This window comes from Nostoc sp. (genome assembly GCF_036918245.1).
In the GTDB taxonomy this organism is placed as follows: Bacteria; Cyanobacteriota; Cyanobacteriia; order Cyanobacteriales; family Nostocaceae; genus Nostoc.
The window spans coordinates 17605-34688 of sequence record NZ_JBALEF010000022.1 but is presented as its reverse complement, the minus strand read 5'-3'; the positions used below and the strand labels follow the sequence as shown (position 1 = coordinate 34688).

General features: G+C 42.5%; 12 protein-coding genes. 5 read left to right on the top strand and 7 right to left on the bottom strand.

Annotated features, from left to right (window positions below):
* Nucleotides 1-149: 149 nt before the first annotated feature.
* Nucleotides 150-953: an oxidoreductase gene (locus V7L12_RS05020; protein ID WP_335082664.1), complete on the top strand. Its 804-nt coding sequence runs from the start codon at nucleotides 150-152 to the stop codon at nucleotides 951-953.
* A 257-nt stretch (nucleotides 954-1210) separates the two neighbouring features.
* On the opposite strand, the gene V7L12_RS05015 is transcribed toward V7L12_RS05020, so the two are convergent.
* Nucleotides 1211-2230: a tRNA-dihydrouridine synthase family protein gene (locus V7L12_RS05015; protein WP_335082662.1), complete on the bottom strand. Its 1020-nt coding sequence runs from the start codon at nucleotides 2228-2230 to the stop codon at nucleotides 1211-1213.
* A gap of 268 nt (nucleotides 2231-2498) precedes the next feature.
* On the opposite strand from V7L12_RS05015, the gene V7L12_RS05010 reads away from it, so the two are divergent.
* Together V7L12_RS05010 and V7L12_RS05005 are read left to right on the top strand one after the other, a co-directional pair.
* The gene (locus tag V7L12_RS05010) at nucleotides 2499-2996 is read left to right on the top strand and encodes a GNAT family N-acetyltransferase (RefSeq protein ID WP_335082660.1); all 498 of its coding nucleotides are present in this window, start codon (nucleotides 2499-2501) and stop codon (nucleotides 2994-2996) included.
* A 206-nt stretch (nucleotides 2997-3202) separates the two neighbouring features.
* Entirely contained in the window at nucleotides 3203-3943 is a 741-nt protein-coding gene (locus V7L12_RS05005; protein ID WP_335082658.1) for a chromophore lyase CpcT/CpeT, read from the top strand.
* Nucleotides 3944-3993: 50 nt separating this feature from the next.
* Here the strand turns inward: V7L12_RS05005 and V7L12_RS05000 are convergent, their stop codons facing one another.
* From V7L12_RS05000 to V7L12_RS04985, 4 genes are all read right to left on the bottom strand, one after another.
* A complete protein-coding gene (locus V7L12_RS05000; protein WP_335082656.1) occupies nucleotides 3994-4554 on the bottom strand; it encodes a hypothetical protein in 561 nt (186 codons plus the stop codon).
* A gap of 453 nt (nucleotides 4555-5007) precedes the next feature.
* The gene (locus tag V7L12_RS04995; protein WP_335082654.1) at nucleotides 5008-5844 is read right to left on the bottom strand and encodes a cytochrome P450; all 837 of its coding nucleotides are present in this window, start codon (nucleotides 5842-5844) and stop codon (nucleotides 5008-5010) included.
* Complete coding sequence (locus V7L12_RS04990) at nucleotides 5810-6358, bottom strand: hypothetical protein (RefSeq protein ID WP_335082652.1); 549 nt, start codon at nucleotides 6356-6358, stop codon at nucleotides 5810-5812. Before V7L12_RS04990 ends, V7L12_RS04995 begins: the two co-directional genes overlap by 35 nt.
* Nucleotides 6359-6402: 44 nt before the next feature.
* Nucleotides 6403-8295 (bottom strand): lipoxygenase family protein, encoded by a 1893-nt coding sequence (locus tag V7L12_RS04985; RefSeq protein ID WP_335082650.1) that lies wholly within the window; start codon nucleotides 8293-8295, stop codon nucleotides 6403-6405.
* A gap of 493 nt (nucleotides 8296-8788) precedes the next feature.
* On the opposite strand from V7L12_RS04985, the gene V7L12_RS04980 reads away from it, so the two are divergent.
* Nucleotides 8789-9826, top strand: a complete 1038-nt coding sequence (locus V7L12_RS04980) for an aldo/keto reductase (protein ID WP_335082649.1) — start codon at nucleotides 8789-8791, stop codon at nucleotides 9824-9826.
* Between the two features lie 482 nt (nucleotides 9827-10308).
* Entirely contained in the window at nucleotides 10309-10866 is a 558-nt protein-coding gene (gene recR / locus V7L12_RS04975; RefSeq protein WP_238846177.1) for a recombination mediator RecR, read from the top strand.
* A gap of 132 nt (nucleotides 10867-10998) precedes the next feature.
* Here recR and V7L12_RS04970 read toward each other — a convergent pair whose 3' ends face one another.
* Both V7L12_RS04970 and V7L12_RS04965 read right to left on the bottom strand, forming a co-directional pair.
* A complete protein-coding gene (locus V7L12_RS04970; RefSeq protein WP_335082648.1) occupies nucleotides 10999-14241 on the bottom strand; it encodes a PAS domain-containing protein in 3243 nt (1080 codons plus the stop codon).
* A 269-nt stretch (nucleotides 14242-14510) separates the two neighbouring features.
* On the bottom strand, nucleotides 14511-16457 hold the full coding sequence (locus tag V7L12_RS04965) for an amino acid transporter (protein ID WP_335082646.1): 1947 nt from the start codon (nucleotides 16455-16457) through the stop codon (nucleotides 14511-14513).
* Between the last annotated feature and the right edge of the window lie 627 nt (nucleotides 16458-17084).

Sequence of the window (17084 nt, the reverse complement as noted above, 5' to 3'; positions counted from 1 at the left end):
GATGAGGTACAAAGTGCAGGACTGCTAAAATTATGTTTTTATTGAGAATGAATAATGAACGAATAAGGTTTAGAAAAAACGCGATCGCTCTATGAGGCAGGGTGTAGTCCATCGCAGTACCAAAGAATTTACAAACAAAAGGAGAACCGATGACTGATAAAAAGGTCGTGCTAGTAACAGGAGCATCATCTGGATTTGGGCAGCTAACTGCTCAAAAGCTTGCTCAAGAAGGTTACTGGGTCTTCGGTACTAGTCGCAAGGAACATCCAACTTTACAAGATGTGGAAATGTTGACACTCGATGTTACCTCTGAGTCTTCAGTACAATCCTGTATCAAACAGTTGCTCACACGGACTAATCACATTGATTTACTGATTAACAATGCTGGACAAATTCATGCCAGCATGATTGAGGAAACTTCTTTAGAACAAGCCAAGGAGGTTTTTGAAACCAACTTTTGGGGTGTTGTCCGGGTTAGCAATGCTGTTTTGCCAGTTATGAGACAGCAGCGTAGTGGGCATATTATTAATATCAGTTCAGTGGCGGGATTGATTGGCGCACCAGGTCAAGGTTTTTATAGCGCAAGTAAGTTTGCCCTCGAAGGTTATAGCGAAGCATTGAGTGTGGAACTAGACCCCTTCAATATTAAAGTATCTTTAATTGAGCCTGGTTACTTTAAGACCAACTTCAACCAGGCTATGTTGTCACCCACATTGAATTATGCTGATTACGACAATGTACGCGATGTGATTCGCTCAACTGTTAGTCAAGCAATTGCACAAGGCGACGATCCTGAAAAAGTTGCACAGACGATTCTATTTGCTGCTCGTAGTCGGTTGCCACGATTACGGTATCGTGTTGGCAATGAGGCACAATGGTTGCCTCGCTTAAAAGCAATATTGCCAGATAACTTATTTCGATTTGGTGCGCGCAAGCGGTTGAATTTACCATAAATCACAGCCAAATCTACAACACCGCAATGTTCGGTTAAGGCAAGAGACGTGATGAATCGCTGTCTCTACAATAATCAGTCTTTCGTCTTGACGGCGATTTATCGCGTCTTTGTGAACTAGAATTTTCATCAAAAAACCTTAACCGAACTGTATTGCATCAAGTTTGGTTAATCACTTATGATTACCGCATCTGTGCAAAAATCGCAAAAGCCTCTTTCCCCCTGCCCCTGCGGTCTAAATGATAAGTTTTTAGCCTATTACACGCTCAAGGAGGGTGCTAGGGCTAAAGTTTTTGTCAAATCAGTAAGGAGAACGCGATCGCAGAGGTTAAACAATTCTGCCTCAGTAGAAGTCTGTCGCATCAGCCGCAAAAAATCACCTTCAGTGTCAACACTCAAGGCAATGTAGTTGAGGAACATTTTCATGTAGCCTACGCGCGATCGCTCTGGCATAGTTGCTGCTGTGGGAGTTTGCCATAAACGATCAATATAGTTGCGTACCTCCGCTAAAGGAACAGGCGCGATCGGCTCGAAACGCAAAGCTTGCCGAATTTGATTAAAAAGCCAAGGATTCCCGATTGCCCAGCGTCCCACCATCACACCCGCCGCACCCGTTTGAGAAAGCACTTCAACAGCAGTTGTCGCCGAGTTGATATTGCCATTAGCAAGCACTGGACAATGGACTCGTCTGACTGCTTCAGCGATCAAATCATATTTCACTGCCCCGTGGTACATATCTTTTACTGTGCGACCATGTAAACTCAGCAAATCAATGCTGTGGCGATTGATTATATCTAGAATTTTGTAAAAATTATCTGTATTTTCAAAGCCTACACGCATCTTGACGGTCAAAGGTCGATCGTTGACTGCTTGCCGCAGTTCTGCCAAAATCCGATCCACTTTTTCCGGTAAGAGCAGCAATCCACCTCCAACATTTTTGCGATAGATTCTAGGTGCTGGACAGCCCATATTCAAGTCAACTCCAGCGATATTATAGTTGCAGAGTTCCTTTGCTGTTCTTACTAAGTCTGGAATGCTTTCGCCAATCATTTGAGCAAAAACGGGGCGACCTGTGTCGTTTTCGGTGATTGCTGCCAGAATGCTACGATTGAGCCGTGAGGTATCATTGACGCGGAAATATTCGGTGAAGAAGTAGTCAGGGCTACCGTAGTGGGCAATGACCTTCATAAACCAGAGGTTTGTCACATCCTGCATGGGCGCAAGAGCAGTGAGGGGTAGGTGTGGATAGAACGATTGGGGGAGCGATACCTGGGCCATAAAGATGAAGACAGCGATCGCACTCTGGAAGTTTTGGCATAGTAGCAGTGTACTACCTGTTCCAAGCGATCGCTGCTTTGGTGCAACTTTGACTCTTTGAATTTTTTGTCAGATACAAGGCTGCTATAACCGAATACAAGTGTCAAAAGCTACTTAAACCCATGTTTAGTTGTCTCTGCAATGCGTTCCCCAAAGCGTTCTTCTCTGTTATTCTTCTAAAAGAAAATTCTTTTGCTCCAAGTCTTTCTCCTATTTATATCAACCAGGTATGTGTCTCAATAATGTAGTGATTGACCGTGCCAGCCCCAAGGATGTTACTGAAATCGTCAAGTTGGCCCAAGCCAATGACGCAGAACATGGTGGTATGTTGTTAGGTCATCTTGAGCCAGAGGCTGTAATGATGACCATATCTAAAATGCCGAGCGTTGTAGCCCGTAAAGATGGTCAAGTTGTAGGATTCTTACTCAGTTGGTCAAAGACAACTGCTAATTTACCAATTATAACGGTGATGTTACAAGCCTATCCTGGTACAAAAGATGCTTACTTATATGGCCCCATCTGTGTTGATGAAACTATGCGTGGGCAAGGTATTGCTGCGCTAATGTTTGCTAAGTTGAAAGATTTTCTACCAGACCGGGAAGGAATACTGTTCATCAAGGCAAACAACAAAGCATCACTTCAGGCACATCAAAAGATGGGTATGTGCAAGATGGCAGAGTTCATCTATGAAGGCACTGAATTTTTGATATTCGCGTATAATAGCTAACTACTTGATAGGTTCTCTTTGAGATGAAACTGAGTGGCTAATCTGGATAATTTAAGTTATTTACTATTGGCTTAATCTGGAAAGTGACACAAGAGGATTATTAGCCAACAGCCAAGAAATTTATTTCATGACAGAAGATGGGGCTTGATAGTGTAAATTATTTATCCATAAGTCTGTAATCTGCTCTTGTTGGAGTCCAAACCTGTATGCATTTACTAAAAGTATCAATTTTGACATTCTTAGTCACAACATTTTCATTTCTTCAACAAAGCCGTGCTGATACCAGTGCGCCACCAATTAAGACACAGGTTCAGGAAGTAGCACAGTGGTTCACTGGTTTTTTTGATAATGCCCAACAGATTGCTAATAGCCCCTCTGTGCCATTAATTACTATGTCAAATTGTAGTGTGCAACTGGATGATACTAATCCTCTGGCTGACACACAGAACGTTTATCTAGAGCAAGAAAGCCCAGGTTTTGAGCGGCTACGTCTTTATTCTTTTAATGAAGAAAATTCGGCTGTGAATCTAAGTATTAGCAGCTTTGTAAATGAAAATACTGTACGCGGGTTGTGCAATCATTCTCAGTCTCGGCGACAGCTTAGTATTAACAATGTTGAGAAGAACACCTGTAATCTGCAATTATTTTGGGAGCCGAACAGCTACATTGGGAATAACGCTCCCAATGGCTGTATAACAATTAATGGCTTCAAAGTGGTTTCCGATGTAACTATTGAGCAGAGTAGCATCGACTCCTTAGACAAAATTTTTGACAAAAAAGGTAATTTACTTGTGGCCACACCCATCGAATTCCGTCGAGTTAATTCTGTTCCAGAACCCTCTGTCACATTTGGATTGCTGGCTTTGGGAATTTGGAGTACAAAAAATGCAATTTCAGATCGGCGAAAACAGAAATCAAAAAAGAATCAAACCTCTGTTTCAAGTTAGCGATGGGGGGCGACAAGGCTCTAAGCTTTAGCTGACTAACTTGAGCCGGATCAATTTGAGTGATGTCCAATCACTAAACATTCATTTTGGACTCTGGTAAGCATATCGTTAAAAGCAGGAGTATAACAACCATTTTTATCAACAACCCTACGGAGAGTATACTCACCAGCCCGAGAAAGTCCGCCGAACCAGACGTTCTTTCTGTGCCAAATATCTCCATTGAGAGAATTTTTGTCTTGAGACATTGTACAACTTACAATCAATGTTGAAATTGGTATTCCCAGGAAAACAGGTATGATTTGAGCTTGTTGCAAAGTTTCATCTTCAAACTGAATTTTGTAAGTTACTTTTAACCATTGAACTAAACGTAGTAATATCCAACCCGCAATCGAGTTATGAAAAGTCCATTGTAACGGTGCAAAGACTGGTAAAAGCAAAGTTATATTTTGTATATCCCATTCTAAGTTGTACATAGTAATGCAAGTATCTGGGAGTGGATTACCATCCATAAAAAACACACCTTTAAGGACAGATGGTAAGTTTGTTTCTTTGACTGGAATCATCCAGGTAGCAATATTATTAAGTTGCTTTTTCTCAATTAATTCAGCCATATAATTTGTAATTACTTCCTTTCGGCTAAAAGACTATCTAAATTTTTCAAGAACTGAGTAAGAGAAAAGATGAGTAATTTTGCACTAGAAAAAGAGTAAAATCAACTCATAATTTTGTACATTTGTAGAGGCGCATAGCTGTCATTAGTGTTAACTTAAGCTAGAAGTTAGGTAAGAGAAAGGGTTCTAGGGTTGCCCTCATCCCCTAACCCCTTCTCCCATATTGGGAGAAGGGGAACTGGAGAATTTGCTCCCCTCTGCTAATTTTGGGAGCTATGGTGTACACACATCTTGGTAATGAAGCCTAAACCCTAGATTTACTCCCCTTAATCTCCCCGATGCCTTGGGGAGAAATATCCGGTTATCCCCCTTGACAAGGGGGAGTTAGAGGGGGTCAGAAGGACTTGTGTGCGCCCCTACAATGGGATGTTTTTTTAATTGGAAGTCCCTTACTCACAGTCGTTGAGTAAAACCTTGTAGTACTAAATTATTAGGAGTAACGGCAGTCACTTTTTCAAAATCCCACTTGACTTCTGTAATTGAGTCCCATTGATAGTTGTGGAACAGATGTAAACAGAAAATTTTGATAAAGCCAATTGATAAGGATTTACCAGGACAGGCTCGTTCATGCTCTTCGCCATTCCAAGATAATATATCTGAAAAATTCCGTGTTAGGTCAAAATCGTTTGGATTTTGGTATCTATTGGCATCCCGATTAGCTGTAAGAATAGAGCCAAGCAAGCGAGTACCTTTTTGGAATGGACATTTTTGTTTTCCAATCTCAACTTCACCCGCTTCAGTGGTGAGTTGGCTAACAAATCGCACAGGTGGATAGAGACGAGCCGTTTCCAAAATCACTTGATTGAGAAGTGTTAACTTTTCTAGAGCGTCTGAGTCTAAAGTTTTCTTGCCATTCCAGACTGCATTCACTTCTGACACTACATCATTTCTGAGAGTATTATCCAAGCAGAGAACACCAATAACTGATCCTAAAAGCGCACTCGTGCCGGCAGTACCAGCGATATGAATCATATCGAAAAGGGTATTAGCGATTTGGTGTTCGTTCAACTGATACTGAGCGCCTGTTTCAAAGTAAGATGCCCATAAAGCTGATTGTTTATATCGCTTAGTTAAATATTGACGATGCCGAATTTTTGGCGCTGTTAATATTGCCAGCAGATACTTGCTGATAAAATTAGGTAAGGATGCAAGAGCCAAACCTTTAATGTAACTATCGGATGCTGTGATTTCTTCCTCAGATAAAGATATCTGAAAAACCAGTTGATGCAAAATCGACAGGATTGATCTTTGGCAAATCGTTGCCGATGTGTAATTTGCCTTGTTTAGCAGCTTCTAACAAGCTTTGCTCAACTAGATTCCCTAAAAAGTCTATTTTTTGAGACGGTTCTGGTAAGGCTTGTAAGATTACAGTACGTAGTCCTGTGTGTTCGTTACCATTTGTTCCCAAGCTCAGAGGATTATCCAGCAAGTAGCTAGGAGCTAATATTCTGATGATGCCTAAATCATTTCCTCGCAGTTGTGGTTGGGTTTGCATTAGTTCTCTTACCTGGGAGTGAGAGGAATGCATAATTGCTTGGTCTACTGCAAAATACTTGTCTCCAATATTATCCTTACGGATGTAGAGAAAGTCTCGCCATGCGTTGAGCATGATTGATGCATCCATGTAATAAAAAATCAAGCGTATAAACTTGCCGATCGCAGTGTCATAACCTACTTTAGCTAGTATAGGTGCAAGCCAAAGCTGGCGATCGTGACCTTTGAGGACTTTATCTTTAAGTGTCATGGTATTTATTTTGAGTCATTTGTCACTTGTCATTTGTCTCTAATTCAGATATTGATGCTCTGAGGAATTTTAGAAGGAAGTAGATATTCATAGGCTGGACGGTGCAAATTACGTTGCTTGATGGTGTCTTCTACCTGCTGAAGATTACTCTGGAATGCTTGTAACAATGGTTTTACTTTTTGGTCTGTAAAGTATCCTTGCTGATACTCGCCCAGCTTGTTATAGTACACAGACCCCAACAAGCTGAGTATGTTGTATTGCCGTTGTGCCTGATCTAAGGGAGGGAGCAAATTCAAGTAGTCTTGCTCAGTAACTTCTCTTTTGAGAGTTGAGGCTGGTAAATAACCTGCCAATGGTATGGCTGCGGCGTAGCCCATAAGATATTTTTGCGGAAAGTTAACCACAGCGTGTTGAGCACTGGCAGTGAAAATAATCAGCGTTGTGGCATCAATTAGATAATTGCGGGTTTTGATGCTCCCATCTTCGCCAAAATCAGGGATGCGACCACCATCGTAAGCTGAGATTTCTGCTGCCCATGTTTGCAGGGCTGTGTCTTTTTGAATGTCTTCATCCGTGGTGTAGTAAAGGTTTAGGTAGTCCCAAACCCATTGATGAATGGCATCCCAGACTAGTAGTGCATCATCCCGGTAAGGATAAATAGGCAATAGGTTAGGATCGTCTACACCGCGCTGTTGGAATTGCTTAGGTAAGATGGCGCTGTTAAAACCATAGCTTTGTAATCCTAGCACTGCTAAAACGCGAGAGTTGTCAATTGATGCTGAGAGTAATCTATCGACACCACCGCCTGGAGCTATGAGAATACGTTGAGCGGCATCGTTAATTGCTAAAGTGCTGTCAAAATGCGGGTGTAGTAGAATTCTTAAAGGATGGGTGAGTGGCAGTTGTCGAGCGGTGGCGATCGCAAATACACCAATTAACAAGTGAGTTCTTGCTAGGTGAGTAACAGCTTCGTGAAAGTTGGCATCTGCTATTTGGACTACTGTTTTGGCAAAAAGCCAAGAGTATTTACCGGAGTTAGGGGTAACAATCGGATAATCTGGGCCTGGGGTTTGACCGCATTGAATGGCTATCGGACGCAATTGACGGGTGGGGTCTGAGCCTTTGGGTAAGGCAAATAGTGCTAGGGGAGCATAGAGATATTTTTGCTCGTGTGGGAATGTACCGTTGATTGCACCATCTAAAATTTTATAGTCAGCTAAGTAAAGCCTGCCTTCAAGTCCGGCTGCTGCTAATGAATCGTCAGTTCCCATTACTCCTTGGTAATGTTCGTCTGTGACTGGGAAGCGATCGCCTAGAGTCGTTACTCGCTCGATCATCACGGGATTGTAGCCAGCGACTCTTATGTAGGCAAATACTTCATCTTCTTGGTAAGTTTTAGCGATCGCTGGTACACCAATCACTGGAAACAAATTTTCGTAGTCCTTGAGACTGGTTGCATGTCCTGTAGGCTGTCCTTCGTATAGAAGGTTAATTATCCTATTTAGAGCATCTCTGAGGATCACAAGTCCGTTTTCTTTCAAAATAGAATAAAAAAGATCGTCGAGTTCTCTAAGATCCTTAGATATGCCATTGAGCAAAAACTGAGGGATAATTTGCAAGATTCTTGCCAGAATGCTGATTCTAACTGGTAGTGCCCCCTTGAGCAAGGCTTCTAAAATAAACTTTGCGACATCATCACGAATCGATTTAGAACCTTGATTGCCTCTATTAACAATCAAGGTATTGATAAACACAACTCGTAACTGCTGGGCTAATAAAAAATACCAGTTAGTGGTGAACTCTTCGGCAATAGAAAGCCGATCTAGCATGGCAATAGATGGAATATGGATGTAGTTATATTGATACTCTTGCCTAGCTATATCTAAAGTATGAGTACTTGATGAGCTGATTGAATTTTCTGGTGATGAAGCAGTCATTGACTCTACTCATGTTTAGTACAGGGAACTTTAATAGTTTAGAATAAACAGGTTTGAGTTACCTAAACGTATTATCGCAATCAAGTTTAAAATTCCGATTTTTCTCCAGAAATTTTCTGGATTTTATCAACTCCTGAACCACGCACTAAATGTTTATAAATTTTGCAAGGAATATTTAGCAATACAAATAATATTAGCCAAGATTTAGAAACAATTCTCAAAGAAGACTTTTGCACTAAGGTGTTGTGTTTGAGTTGACATTTGAACCACTGAAACAATTCAGGAATACGACTATCAGATTCTTCCTCTGCTGCCGATGTCTTTAATGTTTCCTCTGCTTACACAGCAATGGAATATTTTTCTCTTACCTTCCCTCTATCAAAAATCTATCTCTACCTCACTGCTTTTATCCTTCAACAGTTAGAAGCAGCGAATTTTGCTCTATGCAAAGCTATGAAGGCAAGTTCTTATACTGTGGTAAAAGGATAAATTTGTGGATATTAGCAGACGAAATTTACTGAAGGTAGTTTCTGCTTCTAGTTTAGGTGGAGCCGGGGTATTTGCTTTACAAGGTTTAACTAAACAGGTTTTAGCGCAAAATCAGCCTACCCCACTCCAGACTAAAAAAGGTGAAATGCTCTACAGGCAACTAGGACGCACCAAAGAACAAATATCTGTAATTGGTCTAGGTGGTCATCATATTGGTAGACCAAAAGACGAACAAGAGGGTATTAGGCTAATCCATACTGCTCTCGATCGCGGGATTAATTTTATGGACAATTGCTGGGATTACCATAATGGAGGTAGCGAAATTCGCATGGGTAAAGCTCTGCAAAATGGTTATCGTCAAAAAGCTTTTCTGATGACTAAAATTGACGGTCGCACAAAGGCGGCTGCTGCTAAACAAATTGATGAATCTTTAAAACGTTTGCAAACAGACCGGATTGATTTGTTGCAGCATCATGAAGTTATTCGTATGGAAGACCCAGACCGGATTTTTGCCCCTGGTGGTGCGATGGAAGCAGTTGTGGAAGCACAAAAAGCTGGCAAGATTCGCTACATAGGCTTTACTGGACACAAAGACCCTTTAGTACATCTGAGAATGTTGGAAGTTGCCAATCAAAACAACTTCCGTTTTGATGCAGTGCAGATGCCGTTAAATGTTATGGATGCCCATTTCCGCAGTTTTGAGAGGCAAGTTTTACCCAGACTGGTTGAAGACGGAATTGCTGTACTGGGGATGAAATCAATGGGCGATCAAAACATTCTCAAAAGCAATGTGGTCAAACCGATTGAATGTCTGCATTATGCAATGAATCTGCCAACTTCAACAGTGATTACAGGCATTGAAAGTATGCCCATCTTAGACCAGGCTTTCGAGGCAGTACGTACTTTTACACCCATGAGCCAAGAACAAGTTAAAGCATTACTGAATCGGACTCGCCAAGCTGCTCTCAAAGGTCAGTATGAACTGTTTAAAACCACTAACCAATTTGATGGTACAGCCAAAAATCCTGAGTGGTTAGGATAAGTTTTAGCTAGGGCGTGTTTGAAAATTAAGGATAAAAGCGATTTGGGCAGTTCACAGCAAACAACCGTATATTTTGCTGTGGACACAAAACTGGCAGAGCGGCTGCAAAGTCGAGAACTAAGTACAATTTTGCGTAAAAACGTAGCGTTTTTAATGCAGAGGGATGCATTGGCATTGTATCGAGACGCATTAACATTGTATTGGGACGCATTGGCATTGTAGGGGCACGCATTGGCATTGTATCGGGATGCATTGGCATTGCAGAGGGACACATTAACATTCTATTGGGATGCATTGGCATTGCAAGGTATTGCCTTTCTTTAATTCGCTACAAATTAATGAAATGCTGTACTAAGCGCTCGTGAGTTGGAAGTGTTGCGCCTGACGGAAGTACTGAAAAAATGTCATCATAGTTAAAGTGAAAACATTTTGGAGACAAGACAACGGTTTACGCACGCCCTTTAGCACGGTTAATTGAACAATTGCAACGCCTACCGGGAGTTGGCCCCAAAAGTGCCCAGCGACTGGCTTTGCATATTTTGAAGCGACCAGAAGCAGAAGTAGAAGCTTTGGCACAAGCTTTAATTGAGGCAAAAAAACAGATAGGCTTGTGTTCTGTTTGCTTTCACTTATCTGCTGAACCTGTTTGTGAAATTTGCCGCAATGCCAACCGTGACAATAATACTATCTGTGTTGTTGCAGATCCTCGCGATGTGATTGCGCTGGAAAAAACCCGCGAATACAAAGGCAAATATCACGTTTTGGGCGGGGTGATTTCGCCAATTGATGGAATTGGGCCAGATCAGTTGACTATACTAGCTTTGCAGCGCCGGGTGAGTCAGCAAAAACCTCAAGAAGTAATTCTCGCAATTAGTCCGAGTGTAGAAGGGGAGACAACAACCCTGTATATCGGTCAGCTATTGAAACCATTTACTAAGGTGACGCGGATTGCTTTTGGTTTACCTGTAGGTGGCGATTTGGAGTACGCAGATGAAGTTACTTTGGCGAGGGCGTTGGAAGGACGCCGGGAGTTAGATTAAATTTTGTTTATTTTGCTGGTTAATCACTTTCTAGACTATTGACTGTACATAACATCCGATCGCAAGACGTACTTTCGCCCCTGGATAATAGTAGCGCCCTCATGTACTAGTTCGTGGACAAGAAATAGAGTTTTAGCGATGATTTTGTCCTAGCAAATCTGCAATTGAGGTAAGTAATTCAGTTGGTTGTACTGGTTTGGCAATGTGTTTCTGAAAACCAGCTGCTAAAACTCGATCGCGATCGCTTTCTCCAGCATAGGCGGTAAGAGCGATCGCCGGAATTTCCCCGCCCTCCTCTTTGGGCATGGCTCTGAGCATCCTAATCAAGCTGTAGCCATCCATTTCTGGCATTCCTAAATCACTGATTAATAAATTAGGTACAGCCTGTGCTATAATTTTAAGCGCCTCGTTTACCGATGCTGCGGCAGTTATCAACGCCCCATTCTGTTGTAGCAAGAAGTGCAGAAACTCCCGTGTGTCAACATCATCATCGACAATTAATATCCGTAGTCCACGCAGAACTGATGAGTTAAATTCCTCCCCTGCTCCTCCTGCTTCCCCTGCACCCTCACTTTCCTTCATTACGGGCAGTCTGACAGTAAAAACTGCTCCCTGTCCAATTCCTGGACTGGCTGCTCTTACAGTACCACCATGCAACTCTACTAAGTGACGAACTATTGCCAATCCCAGTCCCAGTCCGCCAAATGTCCTAGTTGTGCTGCTATCGGCTTGACGAAAATATTCAAATACTTGGGGTAGAAATTCAGGGGAAATACCTTGACCTGTGTCTTTAACTTGAATTAGTGCAGAGTGGGAAGTGAATTCACCACTCAATGATAAGCTGACTTCGACTGAACCACGAGAGGGAGTAAACTTAACTGCGTTCGAGAGTAAATTCCCTACAACTTGCTGTAAGCGATTATAATCGCCTAACACTTTACCAACCTTGGGGTCAACCTGTAGTTTAATCTGGATAGATTTGGTTTCGGCGATTAACCGGACTGTTTCTAATGCAGCATCAATTACAGCTACCAGGTTAACAGTGGCAAAAGTCAGGTTCAACTTACCGCGAATAATTCGGGAGACATCCAGCAACTCATCAATTAATTGAATCTGCAATTGAGCATTTCTTTCGATGGTTTCCAAAGCACGATTTGTAGTCACTTCGTCAAATTTGCGGCTTTTGAGTAGCGATGACCACCCTAAAATGGGGTTGAGAGGCGATCGCAATTCGTGGGAGAGAATAGCGAGAAACTCATCTTTATTCCGATTTGCCTGTTTGAGTTCCTCAGCTTGTTGCCTGAGTGCCTTTTCTAATTGTTTCCTGGGGGTTAGGTCAAGAATAAAACAGATCCAAGACGCTGGCTCTCGCTCCACCAAAGCACCACCAATTAATATGGGAATGCGGGAACCATCCTTGCGGATGTATTCTTTTTCAAAGGGAGTACATATCCCAACCGTTAAAAGTTGCTCTAGCCCCTGCCGATCGAGAGCATGATATTCAGGTGGGGTGATGTGTTGTCTGTGTATCTTACCCGCTAATAGTTCCTCTCGTGTATAACCCACCATTTCTAAAAAAGCCTCGTTCGCCTCAGTAATGTAATCAGGAGTGGCGAACATAATGCCAATAATGTTGGAATCAACTAACCGCCTTAATTGAGTTTCACGCTGGCGCAAATCATTTTCTACCTGTTTGCGTTGGGTAATATCCTGGGTAGTACCCATCATTCGTACTGCCTTACCTTCGGCATCATAAAAGACGCGACCTTTAGCAGCAATCCAATGAATACTACCATCAGACCAAAGGGTGCGGTATTCAATGTCATACTCAACCTGTTCTTCAAGAGAGCGGGCGATCGCTTCATGAATACATTGGCGGTCTTCTGGATGTACACAGTTGAGGAAAATCTCAAAGTTGATTTCGGCTTCTAGGGACAGTCCAAACAGTTGCCTACATTTGTCTGTCCAAATCACCTCGTTGGTGGTGATATTCCAAAACCACATACCTAGTTCAGCAGCATTAGTGGTCAACCGAATCCGTTCTTCACTCTCGCGCAGATTTGTTTCAATTTTTTGACGTTCCCATAGGGCAGTTTGCTGTTCGGTAATATCAGTACTCGCACCAACTACCCTAACTACCTGACCATTTGCATCCCGGACTGCAAACCCCTGGTCTTCCACCCACAAATAGCGGCCATCCTGGTGACGCACTCGATATTCGATGCGATAACGGTTTCCATTGGCCATACTAGCCATGAATTGGTCATTAACTCTTTGTTGGTCATCGGGATGGATGCGTTCTTGCCACCATTGAAAGGTAGGTTCCGTTTCTTGTTGTGTGTAGCCAAAAACCTGGGTTAGACCCTGAGTTCTTTCCACAGTATTTCTGCCAATCTCCCAGTCATAGATTAGGCAATTAACCGCCGCCGCTGCTAGCTCAAACCTTTCATTACTTTGCCGCAAAGAAATTTCTATGTGTCGTCGCTCTGTAATATCAAAAGCGATCCCCAAAAGATATTGCGGCAATCCATCAGCAGTTCTACTGTGTACAGTGTCATAGCTACAAAACCAGCGCCACTCTCCATTGGCGTGTCGAATTCGGTATTCAAAGCTGAGGACTTCACCCTGACGAACAGAATTAAATTTTTCAAAATAGCTAGAGAGTCGAGCCAAATCTTCAGGGTGTAAAAGTTGGGAAAATAACTCCTTTCCCATTGCCTGGATTTCTGCTGGTGTGTAGCCCCAACCTTGAGCAATTTCGTAATTAACGTAAGAATTTCGCTGCTCAATTAGGTCATAAATGTAGATTATCCCCGGAAGAGTGCCAGCAATTTGTTGAAACAAACGTTGACTATCCCACAGTGTCTGAAATTCATCTGCATCAACTTGTTGAGTATCTTGTTCACAACTACAGTCATCCTCGAACTGGGCGTGCTTAGATTCCGTAATATCAGAAAAAGTTGTCACGATCGCATAAAGATTACTTGCTTGAGTTTGAAACAGAGGTTGCGAGGACAACAATAGCCAGACTAACTCACCATTTGGCTTATAAAAGCCACACACCACATTTAAGCAAGGTTTACCTGTATTTTGGGCAATGATCGCAGGGTGAATTTCACTGAGTAAAGGAGAGCCATCTTCATGAATAAACTGCCACTTGGGATCGAGCAAATTTTGCCCCACAAGCTGTTCTGCGGTCAGTCCCAAAATGCGATCGCTAGCGGCATTGCAAGCCTGGATAGTGCCATCAGCCAACTGAAGCACCATTCCTTCTTCTCCACTGACTACTAGCGAAGATTTTGCCTTTTTACTAACTTGCCGATGCAGCAGCTTGTGATTAGCCAGCTGGTTCTGGAACTTTTCCGCGTCTGGCATTCTAAAAAGTTAAATAATTTTAAAGTTAATCTCAGATTGAGCGGCTCATCTTTACATAAATTTTAGGGCAATTTCTGACAACTTGAACCAGAAGCAGCGATCGCTACTTCTATCACTGGTTTATTTTTTGCCGCATCTTTATAAGACAAGGTGAGGGGGAGACAAGGGAACAAGGAGAAAAAAGAATTCTGTTAACGAAACAGTGCTGAGTGATTTTAATTTACTCAGCACGGGCTAAACGCCCCGCTTCCGCTAACAGCACTCCTGAATCAACCCCCAACATGAATACCAGGTCGCATGTGGGGATTCTTTTCAGCCCGACGCAGTACTTCACGGGTAACTACAGCAATGTCACCTTCGCCAAACAAGATAAAACGCAATAGGTATTGTATGGGATTTCCCTCAACCCAGCCGAAGTAAGCATGGGGAATCTTACCTGTTTGGTCACGAATGTAAAGTAGTAAAGCTGCGATCGCATTTGGTACTGCTGCACTTTCAGCCCGGAGGATGCGATAGTCACCAACTTGCACCCCTTTTACTACGATCACATCCGCAAATTCTGAAGCATCGGATACATGAATTTCTAGAAACAGAATTGGATCGTTGGGTGGAATATGATTGTCTTCACGTACCTCTTTCTCTTTCATAAAATACTCTAGGACATCGCCCGTATTCAACCGATTTGCAATCAGTCGTATTGTTCCCTGGCTATCTTCAGCAAAGAATTGGCTAGCAAGTTCGTCAACTTCAATTCGCTCTGCTCGCAGTTCCGTTGAACGCCAAACACGAGAAACCAGCGAGGTAAAAATGATCGCACCGATGAAAAACCCAGCAATCCTAATCCCTTCTGGTCTTTCGATGATATTGACAATGGTGGTATATACAAATAACAGTGTAATGATGCCAAAAACGAGTTTGGCCCGCTTCTGTCTGTGACGGTGGGCTGATAAAGTTACAGCAAAGGCGGCTGAGGTGATCAACACAAGCACACCAGTTGCGTAAGCCCCACCTTGGGCTTCTACACTTGCTTTGAAGATAATTGTGACAACAAAAGCGATCGCTGTGTAGACTAACACTAAAGGTCGGGTTACTCGTGCCCAATTGGGTGCCATGCCATAGCGTGGTAGGTAGCGAGGCACGATATTTAACAGCCCTGCCATTGCAGATGCACCTGCAAACCACAAAATAGAAATAGTACTTAAATCGTAAATTGTGCCAAAGGCATTGCCTAAATACAAATGTGCTAAATAAGCAAGGGCCCGTCCATTGGCTTTGCCCCCCGATACAAATTCGGCAGTTGGAATCAGTAGAGTGGTTATAAAGCTCGTGGTAAGCAAAAAGAAGCTCATAATCAGAGCAGCAGTGGTGAGCAGCTTGCGTGTATTCCGAATTCGCCCTTTGGAATGCTGAGAAGTGCTGTTACTGCTACCTTTAACCAGAGGCATAACGGTAACACCAGTCTCAAAGCCTGATAATCCCAGTGCGAGTTTGGGGAAGATGAGGAGAGCGATGCCGATTAGCATCAAAGGGTTAGAATGGCGTGCAAAAAGTGCAGTTTGCCAGTTCGGGATCGCTTCTGTGTGAGTTAATATCTGATACACACCGACGCCAACGACAATGAAGTTTAACAGCAGATAAGCTCCCACCAAAACTACTGCAATCCCAATGGCTTCTCGGAAACCTCTCAAGAAAACTGCACCTAGTAATGCAACTAATATCAAGGTAACTGCGATCGCCTGATTGTGAAGCCAATTTGGTGTCAGTGGATTTTCGATGATATGGGCTGTGGCATCAGCTGCTGACAAGGTAATGGTAATAATAAAGTCAGTTGCCACAAACCCAAGTAAGCACAGTACAAGTAATTTGCCTTGCCACCAGGGAAGTAAACGCTCTAACATTGCGATCGACCCTTCACCATGAGGGCTTTCGGCAGCAATACGCCGATAGATTGGCAACGCTCCAAAGAGCGTCAGCAAAACCAGAATCAGGGTAGCTATAGGAGAAAGAGCGCCAGCCGCCAGTGCTGCAATCCCTGGTTGATAGCCAAGGGTCGAGAAATAATCTACACCAGTCAAGCACATCACCTGCCACCAAGAATGCTGGCGATGTGCTTCTTCCTTGCGGTAAGGCCCTTTTTTCTCTTGTCGGTTTTCTTCAAGCAACCAATGGATTAACTGGCTGCCGAGCCGTTTTGTTGAAACAATTGATTTAGCCATCAAATACGGTTGTGTTGCAAAAGTCGGCTTTGTGATTTTTTTAAGCCTTCGTGGTTTATTAAAATTTTTAACTACAAAGGTATAGCACTATTATTGTATGTTAAGCATCCTGTCCGATTTACAAAATATATAGTAGCTGTTCGTAGTCGTCTACCATATCAAGATCGGTTGTAGGTTTTGGTATAGGAATAATCAATACCGCAACCGTATATTTGGGGATTAACGCTTTCGTATCCTTAGCACCTTCAAGCTGTATCAGTTCTAAAAAAACGGTGCTGCTAAACAAGGTATGTACGCAATTAACAAATCTGTCTTAAATTTATAAATACAAAATTTACAAAACGCTCCTCCAGAACGGGCTATTAATCCAGAAGCTTGTGGTTTAAGACACCTTGCTTTTCAAGTTGATGATATTGAACAAACTGTTTTCTATTTAAAATCCAAATGGCTAGAGATAGAAAATATTAGAATTAAGGATAGACTTTTTACTTCTGAGCATTCGCATTTTTTTAGCAGTAGTGTTTTCTACTGGCGTATAAAGTATTAGCCTTTTACAAAAAAAATAGATTAATTTTTTAAAGAAGGTTTAGCAAAGTTATCAAAAAATCTGTGTTCTTTCGGAGGTCA

Excerpts from the sequence above, each read along its gene's own strand:
- V7L12_RS05020 (WP_335082664.1), top strand. The coding sequence starts at position 150 with ATGACTGATAAAAAGGTCGTGCTAGTAACAGGAGCATCATCTGGATTT.
- V7L12_RS05015 (WP_335082662.1), bottom strand. The coding sequence starts at position 2,230 with ATGGCCCAGGTATCGCTCCCCCAATCGTTCTATCCACACCTACCCCTC.
- V7L12_RS05010 (WP_335082660.1), top strand. The coding sequence starts at position 2,499 with ATGTGTCTCAATAATGTAGTGATTGACCGTGCCAGCCCCAAGGATGTT.
- V7L12_RS05005 (WP_335082658.1), top strand. The coding sequence starts at position 3,203 with ATGCATTTACTAAAAGTATCAATTTTGACATTCTTAGTCACAACATTT.
- V7L12_RS05000 (WP_335082656.1), bottom strand. The coding sequence starts at position 4,554 with ATGGCTGAATTAATTGAGAAAAAGCAACTTAATAATATTGCTACCTGG.
- V7L12_RS04990 (WP_335082652.1), bottom strand. The coding sequence starts at position 6,358 with ATGACACTTAAAGATAAAGTCCTCAAAGGTCACGATCGCCAGCTTTGG.
- V7L12_RS04985 (WP_335082650.1), bottom strand. The coding sequence starts at position 8,295 with ATGACTGCTTCATCACCAGAAAATTCAATCAGCTCATCAAGTACTCAT.
- V7L12_RS04970 (WP_335082648.1), bottom strand. The coding sequence starts at position 14,241 with ATGCCAGACGCGGAAAAGTTCCAGAACCAGCTGGCTAATCACAAGCTG.
- V7L12_RS04965 (WP_335082646.1), bottom strand. The coding sequence starts at position 16,457 with ATGGCTAAATCAATTGTTTCAACAAAACGGCTCGGCAGCCAGTTAATC.